The 17,385-nt window shown below is 34.6% G+C and carries 23 protein-coding genes; all 23 read left to right on the forward strand.

Annotation, left to right across the window (positions count from 1 at the left end; genetic code table 11):
- Nucleotides 1-72 precede the first annotated feature (72 nt).
- The 23 genes from IRZ99_RS05745 to IRZ99_RS05855 all read left to right on the forward strand — a co-directional run bounded on the left by IRZ99_RS05745 (nt 73) and on the right by IRZ99_RS05855 (nt 17,360).
- Nucleotides 73-975, forward strand: a complete 903-nt coding sequence (locus IRZ99_RS05745) for a dialkylrecorsinol condensing enzyme DarA (protein WP_194656348.1) — start codon at nt 73-75, stop codon at nt 973-975.
- Nucleotides 976-991: 16 nt separating this feature from the next.
- A complete protein-coding gene (locus IRZ99_RS05750; protein WP_194656349.1) occupies nt 992-2,125 on the forward strand; it encodes a beta-ketoacyl-ACP synthase III in 1,134 nt (377 codons plus the stop codon).
- Nucleotides 2,125-2,556, forward strand: coding sequence for a hypothetical protein (locus tag IRZ99_RS05755; RefSeq protein ID WP_194656350.1), 432 nt, complete (start codon nt 2,125-2,127; stop codon nt 2,554-2,556). Before IRZ99_RS05750 ends, IRZ99_RS05755 begins: the two co-directional genes overlap by 1 nt.
- 8 nt (nt 2,557-2,564) lie before the next feature.
- On the forward strand, nt 2,565-3,029 hold the full coding sequence (locus IRZ99_RS05760) for an ABC transporter permease (protein ID WP_194656351.1): 465 nt from the start codon (nt 2,565-2,567) through the stop codon (nt 3,027-3,029).
- Between the two features lie 26 nt (nt 3,030-3,055).
- Complete coding sequence (locus tag IRZ99_RS05765; RefSeq protein ID WP_026982479.1) at nt 3,056-3,460, forward strand: hypothetical protein; 405 nt, start codon at nt 3,056-3,058, stop codon at nt 3,458-3,460.
- Nucleotides 3,460-4,458, forward strand: coding sequence for a BtrH N-terminal domain-containing protein (locus IRZ99_RS05770; protein WP_194656352.1), 999 nt, complete (start codon nt 3,460-3,462; stop codon nt 4,456-4,458). Before IRZ99_RS05765 ends, IRZ99_RS05770 begins: the two co-directional genes overlap by 1 nt.
- A 61-nt stretch (nt 4,459-4,519) precedes the next feature.
- Nucleotides 4,520-5,218: an ABC transporter ATP-binding protein gene (locus IRZ99_RS05775; RefSeq protein ID WP_035747741.1), complete on the forward strand. Its 699-nt coding sequence runs from the start codon at nt 4,520-4,522 to the stop codon at nt 5,216-5,218.
- A complete protein-coding gene (locus IRZ99_RS05780; RefSeq protein WP_194656353.1) occupies nt 5,208-6,491 on the forward strand; it encodes an ABC transporter permease in 1,284 nt (427 codons plus the stop codon). Before IRZ99_RS05775 ends, IRZ99_RS05780 begins: the two co-directional genes overlap by 11 nt.
- Entirely contained in the window at nt 6,466-6,915 is a 450-nt protein-coding gene (locus IRZ99_RS05785; RefSeq protein WP_194656354.1) for a thioesterase family protein, read from the forward strand. The genes IRZ99_RS05780 and IRZ99_RS05785 overlap by 26 nt, the downstream gene beginning before the upstream one ends.
- A 98-nt stretch (nt 6,916-7,013) precedes the next feature.
- Nucleotides 7,014-8,150: a beta-ketoacyl synthase gene (locus IRZ99_RS05790; RefSeq protein ID WP_194656355.1), complete on the forward strand. Its 1,137-nt coding sequence runs from the start codon at nt 7,014-7,016 to the stop codon at nt 8,148-8,150.
- Nucleotides 8,151-8,696 (forward strand): hypothetical protein, encoded by a 546-nt coding sequence (locus tag IRZ99_RS05795; RefSeq protein ID WP_194656356.1) that lies wholly within the window; start codon nt 8,151-8,153, stop codon nt 8,694-8,696.
- On the forward strand, nt 8,693-9,325 hold the full coding sequence (locus IRZ99_RS05800) for a 3-oxoacyl-ACP synthase (RefSeq protein ID WP_194656357.1): 633 nt from the start codon (nt 8,693-8,695) through the stop codon (nt 9,323-9,325). The genes IRZ99_RS05795 and IRZ99_RS05800 overlap by 4 nt, the downstream gene beginning before the upstream one ends.
- On the forward strand, nt 9,313-9,570 hold the full coding sequence (locus tag IRZ99_RS05805; protein WP_026727250.1) for a phosphopantetheine-binding protein: 258 nt from the start codon (nt 9,313-9,315) through the stop codon (nt 9,568-9,570). The genes IRZ99_RS05800 and IRZ99_RS05805 overlap by 13 nt, the downstream gene beginning before the upstream one ends.
- Before the next feature lie 95 nt (nt 9,571-9,665).
- Nucleotides 9,666-10,865, forward strand: coding sequence for a beta-ketoacyl-[acyl-carrier-protein] synthase family protein (locus IRZ99_RS05810; RefSeq protein ID WP_194656358.1), 1,200 nt, complete (start codon nt 9,666-9,668; stop codon nt 10,863-10,865).
- Nucleotides 10,865-11,929: a beta-ketoacyl synthase N-terminal-like domain-containing protein gene (locus IRZ99_RS05815; protein ID WP_194656359.1), complete on the forward strand. Its 1,065-nt coding sequence runs from the start codon at nt 10,865-10,867 to the stop codon at nt 11,927-11,929. The genes IRZ99_RS05810 and IRZ99_RS05815 overlap by 1 nt, the downstream gene beginning before the upstream one ends.
- Nucleotides 11,930-11,997: 68 nt before the next feature.
- The gene (locus tag IRZ99_RS05820) at nt 11,998-12,711 is read left to right on the forward strand and encodes a polysaccharide deacetylase family protein (protein WP_228519027.1); all 714 of its coding nucleotides are present in this window, start codon (nt 11,998-12,000) and stop codon (nt 12,709-12,711) included.
- A gap of 96 nt (nt 12,712-12,807) precedes the next feature.
- Nucleotides 12,808-13,434, forward strand: coding sequence for an outer membrane lipoprotein carrier protein LolA (locus tag IRZ99_RS05825; RefSeq protein ID WP_194656361.1), 627 nt, complete (start codon nt 12,808-12,810; stop codon nt 13,432-13,434).
- On the forward strand, nt 13,400-14,035 hold the full coding sequence (locus IRZ99_RS05830; protein ID WP_194656362.1) for a hypothetical protein: 636 nt from the start codon (nt 13,400-13,402) through the stop codon (nt 14,033-14,035). Before IRZ99_RS05825 ends, IRZ99_RS05830 begins: the two co-directional genes overlap by 35 nt.
- Before the next feature lie 29 nt (nt 14,036-14,064).
- The gene (locus IRZ99_RS05835; protein WP_194656363.1) at nt 14,065-14,670 is read left to right on the forward strand and encodes a porin family protein; all 606 of its coding nucleotides are present in this window, start codon (nt 14,065-14,067) and stop codon (nt 14,668-14,670) included.
- Between the two features lie 4 nt (nt 14,671-14,674).
- A complete protein-coding gene (locus IRZ99_RS05840; RefSeq protein WP_228519028.1) occupies nt 14,675-15,289 on the forward strand; it encodes an outer membrane beta-barrel protein in 615 nt (204 codons plus the stop codon).
- 4 nt (nt 15,290-15,293) lie between these two features.
- Nucleotides 15,294-15,671 carry a 3-hydroxyacyl-ACP dehydratase gene (locus tag IRZ99_RS05845; RefSeq protein WP_194656364.1) on the forward strand — a complete coding sequence of 126 codons (378 nt, stop codon included), beginning with the start codon at nt 15,294-15,296 and terminating at the stop codon, nt 15,669-15,671.
- Nucleotides 15,668-16,153 (forward strand): hypothetical protein, encoded by a 486-nt coding sequence (locus IRZ99_RS05850; RefSeq protein ID WP_194656365.1) that lies wholly within the window; start codon nt 15,668-15,670, stop codon nt 16,151-16,153. The genes IRZ99_RS05845 and IRZ99_RS05850 overlap by 4 nt, the downstream gene beginning before the upstream one ends.
- Nucleotides 16,154-16,172: 19 nt before the next feature.
- Complete coding sequence (locus tag IRZ99_RS05855) at nt 16,173-17,360, forward strand: DUF2062 domain-containing protein (protein WP_194656366.1); 1,188 nt, start codon at nt 16,173-16,175, stop codon at nt 17,358-17,360.
- Nucleotides 17,361-17,385 lie beyond the last annotated feature (25 nt).

Raw genomic sequence — 17,385 nt, forward strand, 5'->3', positions numbered from 1 at the left:
ATTCCATTAAACAAGAAAATTCGTTTAAATAAATTTACTTATTTTTGTTTGCAACCAAAGCTTCCTAATCAAATGAAAAATGTCCTTGTTGTTTTTTATTCTCAGTCCGGGCAACTAGAATCGATTGCGCGAAATATTGCGAAACCCTTTTTAAATTCAGAGGATATAAAAGTAACTTTTCACGAAATTCAGTTAGAAAAACCTTTTCCTTTTCCGTGGAATAAAACCACTTTTTTTGACGCTTTTCCGGAGTCTTTTCTTCAGATTCCGACGGCTTTAAAACCGGTTTCTGAGGAAATTCTTAATACAAAATACGATCTTGTGCTACTGCATTATCAGGTTTGGTATTTGTCGCCTTCGATTCCGATGAACTCTTTTTTGAAAAGTACTGAAGCCAAAACTATTCTGAACAACACGCCTGTCATTACCATAAACGGATCCCGAAATATGTGGATTATGGCGCAGGAAAAAGTCAAAGTTTTATTGCGTGATGTGAATGCAAAATTGGTTGGAAATGTAGCTTTGGTCGATCGCGTTGGCAATTTAATCAGCGTGATTACTATTGTGAATTGGATGTTTTCCGGAGTTAAGAAAAAATATTTAGGCTTTTTTCCGCTACCTGGTGTTTCTGACAAAGACATTCAGGAATCGGATAAATTTGGAGAAGTGATGCTTTCCAAATTAAATCAAAACAAATTAGACGATTTACAGCCAAAATTAGCCGAAATAGGCGCTGTAAAAATCAGTCCGTATTTAGTTACGGTAGATAAAACAGCGAATAAAATCTTTAATAAATGGTCTAATATCATTCATAAAAATCAAAAAAACAGAAAAACGCTTCTTAAAATATTTTATGTTTATTTATTCTTAGCTATATGGCTAATCTCGCCAATAGTATATATATTGCATCTTATTACCTATCCATTTAAGTTCAAAAAAATAAAAAAGGAAACTCAATATTATCAGGGAGTTTAGAAGAGGAAATTAAATTATGTTTGACGTATATATTACCAAAGCCGCAAAATATTTACCCAACGAAGCTGTTTCAAATGATGAAATGGAAAATTATTTGGGACTTATAAATGATACTGCCTCGAAGGCAAGACGTATTATTTTGCGTAATAATAAAATTACAAGCCGCTATTACGCTGTCGACAAAGAAGGTAAAAGCACACATAGCAATGCTGAATTGACGCGCAATGCCATCGTACAATTATTTGATGAAAAATTCACAGATCAGGATGTCGAAGTGCTTTCCTGCGGAACCTCATCACCAGATGTTTTGGCACCGTCGCATGCTGCAATGGTTCACGGTTTATTAAAAAACAGATCAGTAGAATTGAATTCTTCTATGGGAATTTGCTGTTCCGGAATGAATTCCTTGAAATATGGTTTTTTGTCAATTAGATCTGGAAATTCTAAAAATGCAATTTGCACAGGATCTGAAAAAGTTTCGACCTGGCTTTCGTCACCAAAATACAATCACGAAATCATCAACTTAAAAAATCTGGAAGCGCAGCCTATTATCGCTTTCAAAAAAGATTTTTTACGCTGGATGTTATCTGACGGAGCTGGTGCTTTTTTATTAGAGAATAAACCAAGCGGAGACATCTCGTTAAAAATCGAATGGATGGAATCGTATTCTTACGCCTTCGAATTAGAAGCTTGTATGTATGCCGGTGGAGATAAATTAGAAAATGGTGAAATCAAACCATGGAGTGATTTCAAACCAGATGAATGGTTGAACGAATCTGTTTTTGCTGTTAAGCAGGATGTTAAATTATTAGATGAATTCATCTTGCCAAAAGGTGTTGAAAGTATGAGCGATGCCATGGCAAAGCACAACGTTACAGCAGAAGAAATTGATTATTTTTTACCACACGTTTCGTCTCACTTTTTTGTTGAAGGATTGAAAAATGGATTAAACCAAAAAGGAATTGTAATTACTGACGAAAAATGGTTTATGAACCTTTTGAGAGTTGGAAACGTGGGATCGGCATCAATTTATATTGCTGTTGAAGAATTAATGAATTCTGGCAAATTAAAAAAAGGAGACCGCATTTTATTGTCAGTTCCTGAAAGCGGAAGATTCTCTTTTGCGTATGCGTATTTAACCGTTTGCTAATGGAAACTACTATACTTTTAGAAAAAGAAGCTGTTGGGAATTTATTACCGCAGAAGTTTCCTTTTGTAATGGTAGATTGCCTATTTTCTTATTCTGAAACTTCATTGGTAGCTGGATTGAAAATTGAGAATGATAATATTTTTTTGGAAGAAAATACTTTCCTGGAAGCTGGTTTAATTGAACATATGGCGCAGTCTGTGGCTTTGCACACAGGTTATCAGTTTTTTTTGAAAAACGAAATGGCACCAACGGGCTACATCGGTTCGATTAAAGATATCGAAATTAAAAAACTGCCAAAAATCGACGATACGATTCAATCGAACATTACAATTTTGCAGGAATTTGGCGGAATCACTTTGGTTGAGATTGTGACTTTTTTGAATAATGAAGAAATTGCAAGCGGACAAATGAAAACCGTTTTAGCCAAATAAACAAGATTATGAAAGTGGGAGTTGACATCCAAAATTACTTGCCTCATCGCGCTCCAATGCTGATGGTCGATTTGATTTTAGATATCGATGCGAACTTCGTAGAAACCACATTTTTGATCAAAGAAGACAATATTTTTGTCGATAAAAACATTTTTACAGAAGCTGGTTTAATAGAAAATACAGCCCAAACTTGTTCTTCAATTGTCGGAAAAAAATATTTTTTTGATGAAGATGGTACAGAAAATGAGAATGTTAACGTTATAGGTTTTATCAGTGCTTTAAAAAATGTAAAAATTCATGCGCTCCCACAAGTTGGCAATAGCATTACCACCAAAGCAACTTTGGTTTCAAAATTTGTTGGCGACAATTACACTTTATGTACGATGAGCTGTCAAAGCTTTCTTGAAGAACAACTACTTTTAGAATGCGAAATTAATTTGTTTATTCAAAAGACGATTTCTGCAGCAACTTAATGCTAAATCGAAAATAAAATCCCGTCATGGAAAAAGAAAATGTACCTCAGCACGATGGAAATTTAAGCAAAAAGAACCTCAAAGAATTGGTTTATGCTACCGATGAAAACGGCAATTATACAACCGCTTTAAGTACAGGCTGGGAACCCAAAGCCATTGCACTTTCAAACGCGATAGATGATATAAAAGAACGTGCCGAAGAAGCAAAACTAAAAGTTCAGATTGGAGAACTGAGTCCGATTTGTTATTATATGGAACTCAATAAAATGGATCTTACGATTCTTGCCGGTTATGTCGACATGTGGAAATGGCGCGTAAAAAGACATTTCAAACCAACCGTTTTCGCAGAACTAAACGACAAGACTTTACAAAAATATGCCGACGCTTTTGACATTTCAATAGCCGAATTAAAAAACTTTAAAACAGATTAATGCAAGTTACTTTTACACATCATCAATCTGCTCATTGTGAAAATGGAGTAGCGTCAAATTTGCTAAAAAACAGTGGACTGAACATCAGCGAACCGATGGTTTTCGGAATTGGTTCCGGACTTTTGTTCGTTTATTTGCCTTTCATAAAAGTGAATCACGCGCCGGCCATCAGTTATAGAACTTTGCCCGGACAGATTTTTAATAAAGTCGCAAGCCGTTTAAATCTTAAAATAAAAAGACAAAAATTTTCATCTGTGTCAAATGCCACTCAGGCTTTAGACGAAAATTTAAAAAATAATATTCCAACCGGATTACAAGTTGGCGTTTACAACCTTACTTATTTTCCGGATGAATACCGTTTTCATTTCAACGCGCATAATTTAGTCGTTTACGGAAAAACCGAAACCGATTATTTGATTAGCGATCCTGTGATGGAAACTGTTACAACTTTAACGCATAATGAACTAGAGAAAGTACGTTTTGCCAAAGGGGCTTTTGCACCAAGAGGACAGATGTATTATCCAATTCAGGTTCCGGGTGAAGTTGATTTTAAAAGTGCGATCATCAAAGGAATCAAAGATACGTGCCGCACTATGCTGGCACCAATGCCAATTGTCGGCGTACGCGGAATTAAATTTGTTTCCCGCCGAATCAGAAAATGGCCTGCAAAACACGGTGTCAGAAAAGCCAATCATTACCTGGCACAAATGGTGCGCATGCAGGAAGAAATTGGAACTGGAGGCGGTGGTTTCCGATTTATTTATGCGGCATTTTTGCAGGAAGCTTCGGTTATTTTGGGTAATGAGGAATTGAAAATCCTTTCGAAAGAAATGACTCAGATTGGAGATTCCTGGAGAGATTTTGCAGTTGAAGCTTCCCGAATTTACAAAAACAGAAGCGCCAAAGAAGACGCTTACAATGCCATTGCCGACGAACTTTTGGACATCGCCAATCGCGAAGAAATCTTTTTCAAAAAACTAAAAAAAGCAATCAGCTAATTATATTTTGAATTCCATTATAAAAATAGAATCCCTTTCGAAAAAGTACAAAGACGCAGAAATGTTTTCTTTGAACGACGTTTCGCTGGACATAAATGAAGGTCAGATTTTTGGTTTACTTGGACCGAACGGCGCCGGAAAAACCACTTTAATCTCCATGCTCTGCGGATTGATAAAACCCACTTCAGGACATTTCACGATTAATGATTTGGATTATTCGCATCATTCCTCCAAAATCAAAAAAATCATTGGTGTTGTTCCTCAGGAATATGCCCTTTATCCAACTTTGACGGCGCGCGAAAATCTGCATTATTTTGGAAGCATGTACGGCTTGAAAGGTTCTGATTTAAAAGACAAAGTAATCGAAACTTTAGATCTTTTGGGACTTTTAAAATTCGCCGACAAACGCATTGAAACCTTTTCTGGCGGAATGAAACGAAGAGTCAATTTGATTGCCGGAATTCTGCACAATCCCAAAGTTTTGTTTTTGGATGAACCAACCGTTGGTGTTGATGTACAATCTAAAAATGCTATTTTGGATTATTTAAAAGTATTAAACCAAAACGGAACAACGATTATTTATACGTCGCACCATTTGGCGGAAGCCGAAGATTTCTGCGACACAATTGCCATTTTAGACCAAGGTAGAATTTACGCCCAAGGCACGCCATCCACTTTGATTGCGTCTGTTGAAGAAGCCAGAAATCTCGAAGAAGTTTTTATTTCATTAACCGGTAAAGACTTTAGAGATGCTATATAAAATTTGGATGTCGATCGTAAAAGAATTTTTACTGCTCAAACGCGATTTGGGCGGTTTGATCATTCTGTTCATCATGCCTTTGATATTGGTAATCACGGTTACTATCATTCAGGATAGTACCTTTAAAACCGTAAGCGAAAACAAAATTCAGATCCTATTGGTTGACAACGACAAAGGTTCTGTTTCAAAAACCGTTTTTGATAATCTGCAAAAGAACAATGCATTCGATATTATAACGCAAATCGACGATCAGCCTATTACAGAAGAAATTGCCAAAGAAAATGTGTACAAAGGAAAATTCAAATTGGCGATTGTAATTCCGAAAGATTTAAGTGTCGATTTACAAGCCAAAGTAGATCAGAATGTACAGAACATTGTGAGCAAAATGGGTTTTACCGATTCTATTACCGAACCGAAAACTTCGAAAGTTTTACAGCAAAAAGAAGTGAAATTGTATTTTGATCCGGCTGTTCAAATGAGTTTCAAAACCTCAGTTATGAACGCCATTGATAAAATGATTTCTCAAATTGAAACCAAGTCCATTTATACGACTTTCCAAAATCAGTTAGGAGAAGAAAATACGCAATTCGACCAAAAGAGTTTCATTACTTTTAAAGAAATAATTCCGAGAATAAACAACAAAGAAGTACTGCCGAATTCGGTTCAGCATAACGTTCCGGCCTGGACACTTTTTGCAATATTTTTTATTGTGATTCCGTTGTCCATCAATATTGTAAAAGAAAAATCACAAGGAACATTTGTGCGTTTATTAACCAATCCGGTTTCAAATTTAATCGTGATCATCGGAAAAACCATTACGTATTTGCTAATCTGTATGATTCAGTTTTATATGATGGTTGCGGTGGCAATTTTCCTTTTTCCGCATATTGGTTTGCCTTCCTTAAATGTTGAAGGGCATTTGTTTTTAATGAGTGTTGTCGCTTTATTTTCAGGTTTTGGCGCAATTGGTTTCGGAATTTTATTGGGAACTATCGCGAGTACACAAGAACAGTCAGCTCCGTTTGGCGCAACAAGTGTAATCATTTTAGCCGCCGTTGGTGGTGTTTGGGTTCCTGTTTTTGCGATGCCAAAAATCATGCAAATCATTGCTAAATCATCTCCTATGAATTGGGGATTAGAAGCTTTTTACGATGTGTTATTGCGCAACGGATCATTCGTCGAAATCATCCCAAAAATAAGTTTGCTATTTTTGTTCTTTATAATCACAACTTCCATTGCCTTATTTTATGACAAAAAGAAAAGAACAGTATAACGAAGCCACTTCCCTAACCGTTTCGCACGAAATCAGAATTCGTTTTAACGAAACTGATCCGCTTGGAATCGTTTGGCACGGCCATTATATTACCTATTTTGAAGATGGAAGAGAAGCCTTTGGAAGAAAACACGGACTGACCTATTTAGATATTGGCAATACCGGTTACACAACGCCAATTGTAAAATCAAAATGCGAACACAAATTGTCTTTGCGTTACGGCGATGTTGTAACGATTGAAACCACCGTTGTAGATACACCAGCCGCCAAAATAATTTACCGCTTTAGAATTATTGACGCTCAAGGCGAAGTAGCCTGCACTGGCGAAACTGTTCAGGTATTTTTAGACAAAGAAGGAAATTTAATGTTGACGAATCCTCCTTTTTATGAGGAATGGAAACGTAAGGTGGGATTGTTGTTGTAAACACGAATTACACCAATTTACACAAATAAAAAATCCGTGTAAATCCGTTTAATCTGTGTCATCCGCGTTCCATTTCAGCATTCAATAAAAATCACAAAATGACAAGAGAAGTATATATAAATGAAACCAATTGTATCACGCCTTTAGGTTTTGATGTTGCCTCCAACATCGAAGCAATTTTGCGTGGCGATTCCGGAATTCAGTTGTATCAGGATATTTCCTTGATGCCGAATCCGTTTTATGCTTCTATAATTGCTGATGAAAAAATAAAAAGTGCTTTTGAAAAAATTAGCACTGACACCAAATATTCTCGTTTAGAGAAAATGATGATTTTGGCTTTAGAGCCGATGATCAAAAATTCAGGAATTGAATTAAATTCGAAAACGGCTTTTATACTTTCGACTACAAAAGGAAATGTTACGGCTTTAATAGAGAATTCTGAAGCGAGTTTTCAAAACGCACATTTAGATGTTTTGGCAAAAAATGTTGCTGATTTCTTCGGGTTTCAAACAACGCCAATTGTAGTTTCGAATGCCTGTGTTTCCGGAATTTTAGCGATTTCAGTTGCCAAAAGAATGATTCAATCGGAGCTTTATGACAACATTTTCGTCGTTGCCGGCGACGAAGTTTCTGAATTTGTTTTATCTGGTTTTAATGCTTTTCAGGCGATGAGCGATTTGCCTTGTAAACCGTATTCTAAAAACAGAACCGGCGTAAGTTTGGGCGAAGCAACAGCGGCAGTTTTAGTTTCGGCGGAAGCCAGAAATGCTAAAATAAAAGTTATTGGAGACAGTTCGATAAACGATGCCAATCATATTTCCGGACCTTCAAGAACGGGCGAAGGTTTGTTCAGAAGTATTAAGAATGCGATGAAAGAAGCGAAGATCAATTCCAATCAAATCGATTATATTTCAGCACACGGAACCGCAACTCCATTCAACGACGAAATGGAAGCGATTGCCTTAAATCGTTTGGATTTACAAAACGTTCCAGTCAATAGTTTGAAAGGATTTTATGGTCATACCTTAGGCGCTTCTGGATTATTAGAAACAGTAATTGCAATTGAATCAGCCAATCAAAATATACTTTTTGAATCGAAAGGTTTTGATGAAATTGGGGTAAGTGAAACGATTAATGTGATTGAGAAAAATGAAGAGGCAAGTATTGAAATTTTTCTGAAAACGGCTTCTGGATTTGGGGGTTGTAATACGGCAGTGATTTTTGAAAAGATATAAATGAGAAGTTTAAAAAATTTAAATATTAGAAAAAGTATTGAAAAAAATAAATTAGTCTATTCCGAAGATTGGCTTGAGAAATTTGGGACAATAACTTTATATCTATTTTTTAGCTGGGGATTTCTAATGCCTTTTTTAGTTTATTTTAACCCTTATCGTGATTATTCAAAAACTGGAATTGAGTTTTATCTGCTTTTTATTTTTAGTTTATATTGTGCCTTTACAATTTATAGAAAAGCAACTGAAAAATGCCTAACTAAAATTGTCAGCAAATACAATGTAGAAGAAAACAAATTACTTATTAATCAATATTGTGAAAAAAAAGGGTTTGAAAAACATAAGAATTCTGGAAATTTAATAATTTATAAGAGTCTTAATTATCTAGCTATTAATCCAAGATTTCAAACAAGTAGAATATTTATTTTAGACAAAAACGACATTTATTTGACAATGATTAAAGAAAATCAAAAATTGAATATTCCTGTTCTTTTTTCACAAATTAGTTTAAAGAGAGATATTAAAAACCTCTGTCAAACAACAAAATGACTAAAAACAAAACCTACATACAATCCTACATCACCATCCAAAACAACGAAATTGTTTTGAACGGAACTTCTGTATTCAAAACAGAACCCACCAATTTTGCTGATTTCTCCAAACAAGCCTATCGTAATTTTGACATTCAATATCCGAAGTTTTTCAAAATGGATGCTTTGAGCAAATTGGCTTTTTTAGGTGCTGAATTACTTTTGAGTCCGATAACTTCTTCGGAAGAAGAAAATAATATCGCTTTGGTTTTAGCTAATAAATCTTCGAGTTTAGATACCGATGTAAAATACCAGGAATCTATTTCAGACAAAGAAAACTATTATCCGAGTCCGGCGGTTTTTGTTTATACGCTGCCAAATATTTGTCTGGGCGAAATAAGTATTCGCCATCAGTTGAAAAGCGAGAATTCTTTCTTTATATTTGATGTTTTCAACACCGAATTTATGTCGAATTATTCGAATATTTTACTAAATTCGGATAAAGCAGATATCGTACTTTGCGGTTGGGTGGAATTTTTTAATGACGATTACAAGGCTTTTCTTTGCACGATAAGCAAGGAAGAAAACATAAAATATACGAACGAGACTATCAATACATTATATAATAACTCATCATGGAAGCATTAAAAGAAGAATTAAAAAATAAAATCATAACGACTTTAAACTTAGAAGATATCGCAATCGAAGACATTGCTGATAACGATCCTTTGTTTGGAGACGGTTTAGGTTTAGACTCGATTGATGCACTTGAATTAATCGTGATTTTAGATAAAGATTACGGAATTAAATTGGTGGATCCGAAAGAAGGAAAATCAATTTTCCAGTCGATCGAAACTATGGCGGCGTACATTAGCGCGAACAGAACAAAATAGATTTTAGATTGTACGATTTTTAGATTATTGGATATTCTTATTTATATAATTTAAAAGTCTAACAATCCAAAGATCCAAAAATCTAATAATCTAAAATGACAAAGGGCGTTGCAATAACCGGAATGGGAATTATCTCTTCGATTGGAAATTCAGTCGAAGAAAATTATATTTCGCTGATCGAAAATAAAATTGGTATTTCCAAAATCCAAAATATTCCGACTGTTCATGCCGATGTAATTAAAGTTGGCGAGATCAAAAAAACCAACGAAGAATTGGTTGCCGAATTACAGCTTTCTGAAAATAATAATTTTTCGAGAACGGCCATGATCGGAACTTTGGCAGCGAAACAAGCGGTTAAAAATGCAGGAATCACCTCGATAAACGAATTTAGAACTGGACTTATTTCAGCTACTAGTGTTGGCGGTATGGACATGACCGAAAAACATTATTACGATTATTTCGAAAATCCTGATCTTGTAAAATACATTTCCTGTCATGACGGTGGCGATGTAGCTGAAAAAATTGCTTCAGAATTGGGTTTAAAAGGAATGGTTACGACAATTAGTACCGCCTGTTCATCGGCAGCGAACTCTATAATGCTGGGCGCACGATTGATCAAAACCGGAAAATTAGATCGCGTTATTGTTGGCGGCACCGATGCTTTGGCAAAATTCACCATCAACGGATTTAAAACTTTGATGATTTTATCTGACGATTACAACAAACCTTTTGACAATACCAGAAAAGGATTAAACCTGGGTGAAGCGGCTGCTTTTTTAGTTTTAGAATCAGATGAAATGGTTCAGAAATATGACAAAAAAGTGTTGGCCAGAGTTTCAGGTTACGGAAATGCAAACGATGCTTTTCACCAGACTGCTTCTTCAGAAAATGGCGACGGCGCTTATTTAGCTATGAAAAAAGCTTTTGAAGTTTCGGGTTTACAACCTTCTGAAATTGACTATATCAACGTTCACGGAACCGCAACTCCCAATAATGATTTATCGGAAGGTAGAGCTTTACTCCGAATTTATGAAGATGGAAAAGTTCCTGATTTCAGTTCGACCAAACCGTTCACAGGACACACATTAGCAGCTGCAGCAGCAATTGAAGCCGTTTACAGTGTTTTGGCGATTCAGAATAGTGTGGTTTATCCCAATTTGAATTTCGAAGTTCCGATGGAAGAATTTGAGTTGCAACCACAGACCTCTTTAAAAATGAAAAATATCGAACACGTTTTATCTAACTCTTTTGGTTTTGGAGGAAATTGTTCAACCCTTATATTTTCTAAAAGCTAATGACAAAAAAAACATATATAAATGGAGTAGGCTGTATTTCGACTCAAAAAACATTTGATACTGTTTTTTTAGAAGAAGCGGTTGTTAATACAAACGAAACAGTACTTTCGATTGTTCCTTCGGTTTACAAAGATTACATTTCTCCTGCTGCAATTCGCCGAATGGCAAAAGGAGTAAAAAACGGAATCGTAGCTTCGGCATTAGCTATGAAAGATGCTAACGTCGAAAATGTAGACGCGATTATTACGGGAACGGGTTTAGGATGCATCGAAGATTCTGAAAAATTCCTGAAAAACATTCTGGACAATAATGAAGAATTTTTAACTCCAACTTCTTTTATTCAATCGACACATAATACAGTTGGGGCGCAAATTGCTTTGTCGTTGCAATGCAAAGGTTACAATTTTACGTATGTAAACGGAGCGGTTTCTTTTGAGTCGGCACTTTTGGATGCTAAAATGCAGATTGAAGAAAACGAAGCCAATTCGATTTTGGTTGGCGGTGTTGATGAAAACGGCGAATATACTTTATCTCTTTTTAAATTGGCCGGAAGAATCAAAAAAGAAAATGATCTTCCATCCAATATTTTAAATACAACCTCAACTGGAGTTGTTTATGGCGAAGGCGCGAGTTTTTTTGTTTTAGAAAACGAACGAAAAGATTCGACTTACGCAGAAATTCTTGATGTTGAAATCAGAAATACACTGGAAGAAAACGAAATTGAATCGGAACTAATTGCTTTTTTAAAGGCCAATAATTTAGAAATTTCAGACGTTGATGCTGTTGTTTTTGGATTCGATGGAAATATTGAATCTGATATTTTTTATAAAAATATTGCAGAAAATGCTTTCGCAAAAACACCTCAATTGTATTACAAACATTTGAGTGGAGAATACGATACGGCTTCGGCTTTTGCTTTGTGGATGGCATCAAAAATTATAAAAACTCAGGAAATTCCGGAAATTGTAAAAGTAAATTCGGTTACTAAACCAGCTTACAACACCATTTTATTGTACAATCAGGTAAATGGAAAAAATCATAGTTTTACGTTACTTTCAAAATGATAACGCATAAAAACATATCTCTGTTTTTTATTTTTTTATTGCTTTTATTGTTTCTTCTGAATCTTTATATGGCAATAAATTTTTGGTGGTTTGTTTTGATTGTTTTGATTTGGATGGGAATAAATGCTTTTGGTTCCGCCCGAATTTCTTCCAATTATCATGTAAAATCTTTCTGTAATAATCCGCTAGAAACTGAAAAAAAAATTGCCTTAACTTTTGATGACGGTCCGAGTGTTTTTACTTTGGAAGTTTTAGAACTTCTGAAAAAATACAATGCCAAAGCGACTTTCTTCTGCATCGGAAAAAATATCGAAACACATCCGGAAATTGTAAAACAAATTATTGCTGAAGGTCATTTGGTTGGAAACCATTCTTATAACCATTCGAAGTTTTTTGATTTTTATAATGCTGCAACAATTAGGAAAGAAATTCAGAAAACAGATGAACTTCTTGAAAAATTTACTTCTAAAAAAATTAACTTTTTTCGTCCGCCTTACGGAGTTACCACGCCATCCATTCGCAGAGCTTTAAAAACAACCGGCCATAAAGTAATTGGCTGGAATATTCGTTCTCTTGATGGCGGAACAAAAGACCTAAATTTAATTTTCAATCGCATAATAAAACGAGTTTCTCCCGGCGGAATTGTACTTTTGCACGACACGGGATTACACTCGGTTTTAGTATTGGAACAGTTTTTGCAATTTTTACAGCAAAACAATTACAAAGTGATTTCTGTGGAAGAACTTTTGAATCTTAAAGCTTATGGGATGGAACGCGGATGAGACGGATTCGCTAAAGCGAAAACGCGGATAAAAACGGATTTTTCTAATCATTTTAATCTGTGGCAAAAATATTTCAAAGCACAATTTTAACAAAATATGAAAACTAAAATAGCACTACTAATTCTATTTATTTCAGGCAATTTGTTTGCTCAGGAACAAAAAATGACGGATGCCGAAATTGCTTCATTTAAGCAAGACGTCAATGTGGTTTCTAAAAAAATCAAAACGTTGAGTACTGATTTCGTTCAATATAAACATATGGACTTTTTATCCAAGGATATTGAAACATCAGGAAAAATGATTTTTAAAGAACCAAATCTTTTGCAATGGCAATATAAAAAACCATACAATTACAGCATTGTTTTTAAAAATGGAAAAATCCTGATCAACGATGAGGGAAAGAAAAGTGCGGTTGATATAGGCAACAGTAAAATCTTTGGCCGCATCAATAAATTAATTGTGGGGAGTGTAAGCGGTAATATGTTTGACGATAAAGAATTTGCGATTTCATACTTCAAATCAAAAGGACAAAATATTGCGAAATTTGTTCCGAAAGATGCAACGCTAAAAAAATACATCAAACAAATCGAACTGACTTTCGATAAAGAAGAAGCAACAGTTGTTCAGGTAAAATTATTAGAATCATCTGAAGATTATACCCGAATTGTACTTAAAAATAAAGTGATCAATGCAAAAATCGACGATTCCCTTTTTTCTAATTAATTGCTTTCTTGCAATTGTTTTGGTTTCTTGTGGCTCAGTCACCAAAAATTACACGCCTAAAAAATTAGACAAAACGACTTATGAAGTTCCTTATTTTTCTGAACCCAAAACCGATTATGTTTACAAAACTAACATCACAGTTTACGGTCATGAAATGTCTGGAATTTTCATTGCCAAGAAAATAAATGACACCACACATCGCGTCGTTTTTACAACCGAATTCGGTAACAAATTGTTCGATTTTGAGATTTCCGACACGACTTTTAAAGTCAATTCTATTGTATCAGAATTAGATAAAAAAATCCTGATCAATACGCTGAAAGAAGATTTTAGACTGCTTCTTAAAAAAGAGTATTTGATTCAGGAACAATTTGAAAACGAATCGGATAACATATATAAATCGGCAGACGGGAATCGTGATAACTATTTTTTCGTCTCCAAAAAAGAGCATAAATTAGAAAAGCTCGTTCGCGCTTCTAAAACAAAAGAAAAAATAACAATTACTTTTACTTTAGAAAACGATATTTTTGCCAAAAAAGTTGTCATTTTACATCAGAATATCAAATTGAGAATTGAGCTAAATTATTTTAAATCAGAGTAAAATTCACCTTAACCTAAACCAGACCCAAAATGAAAAAAATAACCTTATTCGCATTTGTTTTATTTATCGGCCTAACAACTTCGCAAGCCCAAATGAAAGTTAGTCCAGGAATTCGTGGCGGTTTGAATCTTTCGACTTTAACGAATATTGATGACAATAGTATGAAATCTGATTACTACATTGGAGGTTTGGTCGAAATCAAATTCAATAAATATTTTACACTTCAGCCCGAAATAACGTATTCCAGACAAGGGTCTGAAGGTCGTGAATATTACTTCGACACTGACTCGTTTGAAAACACAAAATATGAGTTAGATTATGTAACACTTGGTGCCGTTGCAAAGTTTAACTTTGGAGGTCAAGGTTTTCACGTATTAGCCGGACCATCTCTTGATATTAAAACAAGTGACAATTTTGGCCGATTTGGATATGATCCGATTGGTACGGATTTCTCTTTTGTTGGCGGTCTTGGTTACAGTTTTCCAAACGGATTAACTTTTGAAGCCCGATTCAAACAAGGGTTAATTGATATTTACGGTTACGATGGTATTGATTATGATGACTATTATTATGATCAGATTATTTTAAATCAGGTCTTGCAATTTGGTATTAGCTATACTTTTAAAGTAAAATAACATTTTGAAATATAGCCATTTATTAATCGTTGCAGCAGTTTTTTTTGGATTCCAGAAAGGGCAGGCGCAAGCTTCTTTTAAACCAGGTTTAAGAGGAGGTTTTTCGTTTTCAACTATTTCAGAAACGCGTTCCAGTTATAAAACTGATTTTTATGTTGGTGCCTTTGGAGAAATAAATATTACGAAAATATATGGGCTTCAGCCTGAAATAACGTACAGCAGGCAGGGATCTGATAATGTTGGCTATTATTTTTATGATAATAATCAAAACGAAATTGTAAAATCTCGTGATTTACAATTGGGCTATTTATCTTTTACGCTCCTAAACAAATTAACTTTTGGACCCGGAATTCAAATACAATTTGGTCCTGGAGTAGATGTTCTTGTAAATGATAATTTAGACAAAGTTGAAATGTATAATGATTTGGCCCTTATTAGTGGTATTGCTTATCGTTTGCCTTCAGGTCTTACATTTGAAGCCAGACTAAAAAAAGGGATACTGGATGTATTTGATAGTTCTTATTATAATGACCGAAATGATTATTATTTACTAGGAAGTTATAATACCAATGTCAATTTCCAATTAGGCCTTTCTTATGCCTTTGGAGGAAAAAAATAAAAAAATGGTTTTAAAAGATTTTTACAAAGTTCTTTCAGAAGAAAAAACAAGCGATTCTAAATATAGTATTACGATTTTGGTCAATGAGAAACACGAAGTTTTCAAAGGCCATTTTCCGGGAAACCCGATTATGCCAGGCGTTTGCATGATTCAGATTATTAAGGAACTTACAGAGAAAATCACTCAGGAAACCTTAATGATTCAAACACTTACCAACGTAAAATTCATGGCGCTTATTAATCCGGAAAACAATCCTGAATTGCGTTTAGAACTTGATATTACACTGACTGAAGATAATTTGGTGAAAGTAAAAAACACCACTTATTTTAACGAGACTGTTGCTTTGAAACTGAGCAATGTCTATAAAAAATTAGAGATATGAAACTGCTATTAACATTACTTTTATGGGTTCATTTTGCTGGCACGCCAGACTTGGCTGCTATCAGAAAAATGTATACTGGCGTTACAAAATCAGAAAGCAACGCTAAAGAATTCTCAGAAAAATTGTCTGATATTTCGAATGCTGATGATAAAACTTTAGTGGCTTATAAAGCGGCTTCCATTTTATTGGATTCTAAGTTTGAAAAGAAATTAAATGATAAAATCGCTCGTTTTAAGGAAGGTGCAAAATTGCTTGAATCAACCATAAAAAGCGAACCAAATAATATTGAAATCAGATTGATCCGTTTAAGCATTCAGGAAAATGTTCCTGGAATTACGGGTTACAAAAAGAATATTAAAGAAGACAAAAAATATATTACAGATCATTATGCTGAGCAAAATAGCGCTTTGAAAGAGTACTTAAAAGACTTTATTTTACAATCGAAAAGTTTCTCTGAAAAAGAAAAACAATTCGTTAAGTAAGCGATAGCAAAACTCCAAAATGAAACCTATTTTGTCACAACAAGATCTTTTAAATTCCACTTCTTTTTGTGTTATTGTACCAACGTACAATAATCACAAAACGCTACAAAAAGTGCTGGATTCTGTTCTGAATTTCACTTCAAACGTCATCATTATTAATGACGGATCTACAGATTCTACACCAGATATTTTAAAATCCTATTCTCAGCTTACACAAATTCATCATCCTATAAATTTAGGAAAAGGACGTGCCCTTAGAAATGGATTCCGAAAAGCACTCGAAATGAAATTCGAATATGCCATTACGATCGATTCTGACGGACAGCATTTTGCCTCTGATATTCCGGGTTTTATTGAAGAAATTCAAAACGAACCAAATTCTTTGTTGATTGGAAGTCGCAATATGACACAGGAAAATGTGCCAAAGAAAAGCAGCTTTGGAAATAAATTTTCAAACTTTTGGTTCAAATTCGAAACCGGAATAAAATTGGACGACACACAATCCGGTTTCCGATTGTATCCTTTGAATTTAATTCCGCAGCAATTTTACACCAATAAATTTGAGTTTGAAATTGAAGTCATAGTTCGATCTGCGTGGAAAGGAATTGTAGTCAAAAATATTCCGATTCAGGTTTTATATGATCCGGCAGAACGTGTTTCGCATTTTCGTCCCTTCCAGGATTTTACCCGAATCAGTATCTTGAATACGGTTTTGGTAACGAATGCCCTTTTATATATCAAGCCAAGGGATTTCCTTCGAAGAGCAAAAAAAAAAGGTTTTAAAAAATTCTTTCTTGAAGATATTTTAGAGAGCAAGGATTCCAATTTTAAAAAATCTGCCGCCATTGCTTTGGGTGTTTTCATCGGGATTTCTCCTTTTTGGGGTTTTCAGACCATTTTGCTTTTTACATTTGCTGCCTTATTTAAGCTTAATAAAGTCATAGCTTACTTATCTTCTAATGTGAGTTTCCCTCCCTTCATCCCTTTTGTCATCTACGGTTCTCTAAAAATGGGAAGTTATTTTGTCTCTACTGATACTCCCTTAATTTTAGACAGTTCAGTTACACTTGATGATATTCAAAAAAATGCTACACAATATATCGTCGGAAGTCTTATTTTAGCATCCGTTTCGGCGCTGTTTTTTGGTTTGTTGAGTTATATACTCTTAACGGCTTTTACCAAAAAACATTCTGAAAAATCTTTGTAGTTTTGCCACTCCCGATAGCTATCGG

It is taken from the genome of Flavobacterium sp. LC2016-12, from assembly GCF_015351595.1.
Taxonomy (GTDB): domain Bacteria; phylum Bacteroidota; class Bacteroidia; order Flavobacteriales; family Flavobacteriaceae; genus Flavobacterium.

Bases quoted from the DNA above. Each gene is read 5' to 3' on its own strand.
- IRZ99_RS05800 (WP_194656357.1), top strand. From the start codon at position 8,693: ATGACTAAAAACAAAACCTACATACAATCCTACATCACCATCCAAAAC.
- IRZ99_RS05795 (WP_194656356.1), top strand. From the start codon at position 8,151: ATGAGAAGTTTAAAAAATTTAAATATTAGAAAAAGTATTGAAAAAAAT.
- IRZ99_RS05820 (WP_228519027.1), top strand. From the start codon at position 11,998: ATGGCAATAAATTTTTGGTGGTTTGTTTTGATTGTTTTGATTTGGATG.
- IRZ99_RS05790 (WP_194656355.1), top strand. From the start codon at position 7,014: ATGACAAGAGAAGTATATATAAATGAAACCAATTGTATCACGCCTTTA.
- IRZ99_RS05785 (WP_194656354.1), top strand. From the start codon at position 6,466: ATGACAAAAAGAAAAGAACAGTATAACGAAGCCACTTCCCTAACCGTT.
- IRZ99_RS05750 (WP_194656349.1), top strand. From the start codon at position 992: ATGTTTGACGTATATATTACCAAAGCCGCAAAATATTTACCCAACGAA.
- IRZ99_RS05760 (WP_194656351.1), top strand. From the start codon at position 2,565: ATGAAAGTGGGAGTTGACATCCAAAATTACTTGCCTCATCGCGCTCCA.
- IRZ99_RS05810 (WP_194656358.1), top strand. From the start codon at position 9,666: ATGACAAAGGGCGTTGCAATAACCGGAATGGGAATTATCTCTTCGATT.
- IRZ99_RS05830 (WP_194656362.1), top strand. From the start codon at position 13,400: ATGCAAAAATCGACGATTCCCTTTTTTCTAATTAATTGCTTTCTTGCA.
- IRZ99_RS05835 (WP_194656363.1), top strand. From the start codon at position 14,065: ATGAAAAAAATAACCTTATTCGCATTTGTTTTATTTATCGGCCTAACA.
- IRZ99_RS05855 (WP_194656366.1), top strand. From the start codon at position 16,173: ATGAAACCTATTTTGTCACAACAAGATCTTTTAAATTCCACTTCTTTT.
- IRZ99_RS05825 (WP_194656361.1), top strand. From the start codon at position 12,808: ATGAAAACTAAAATAGCACTACTAATTCTATTTATTTCAGGCAATTTG.
- IRZ99_RS05780 (WP_194656353.1), top strand. From the start codon at position 5,208: ATGCTATATAAAATTTGGATGTCGATCGTAAAAGAATTTTTACTGCTC.
- IRZ99_RS05765 (WP_026982479.1), top strand. From the start codon at position 3,056: ATGGAAAAAGAAAATGTACCTCAGCACGATGGAAATTTAAGCAAAAAG.
- IRZ99_RS05805 (WP_026727250.1), top strand. From the start codon at position 9,313: ATGGAAGCATTAAAAGAAGAATTAAAAAATAAAATCATAACGACTTTA.
- IRZ99_RS05815 (WP_194656359.1), top strand. From the start codon at position 10,865: ATGACAAAAAAAACATATATAAATGGAGTAGGCTGTATTTCGACTCAA.
- IRZ99_RS05770 (WP_194656352.1), top strand. From the start codon at position 3,460: ATGCAAGTTACTTTTACACATCATCAATCTGCTCATTGTGAAAATGGA.
- IRZ99_RS05845 (WP_194656364.1), top strand. From the start codon at position 15,294: ATGGTTTTAAAAGATTTTTACAAAGTTCTTTCAGAAGAAAAAACAAGC.
- IRZ99_RS05755 (WP_194656350.1), top strand. From the start codon at position 2,125: ATGGAAACTACTATACTTTTAGAAAAAGAAGCTGTTGGGAATTTATTA.
- IRZ99_RS05775 (WP_035747741.1), top strand. From the start codon at position 4,520: ATGTTTTCTTTGAACGACGTTTCGCTGGACATAAATGAAGGTCAGATT.
- IRZ99_RS05745 (WP_194656348.1), top strand. From the start codon at position 73: ATGAAAAATGTCCTTGTTGTTTTTTATTCTCAGTCCGGGCAACTAGAA.
- IRZ99_RS05850 (WP_194656365.1), top strand. From the start codon at position 15,668: ATGAAACTGCTATTAACATTACTTTTATGGGTTCATTTTGCTGGCACG.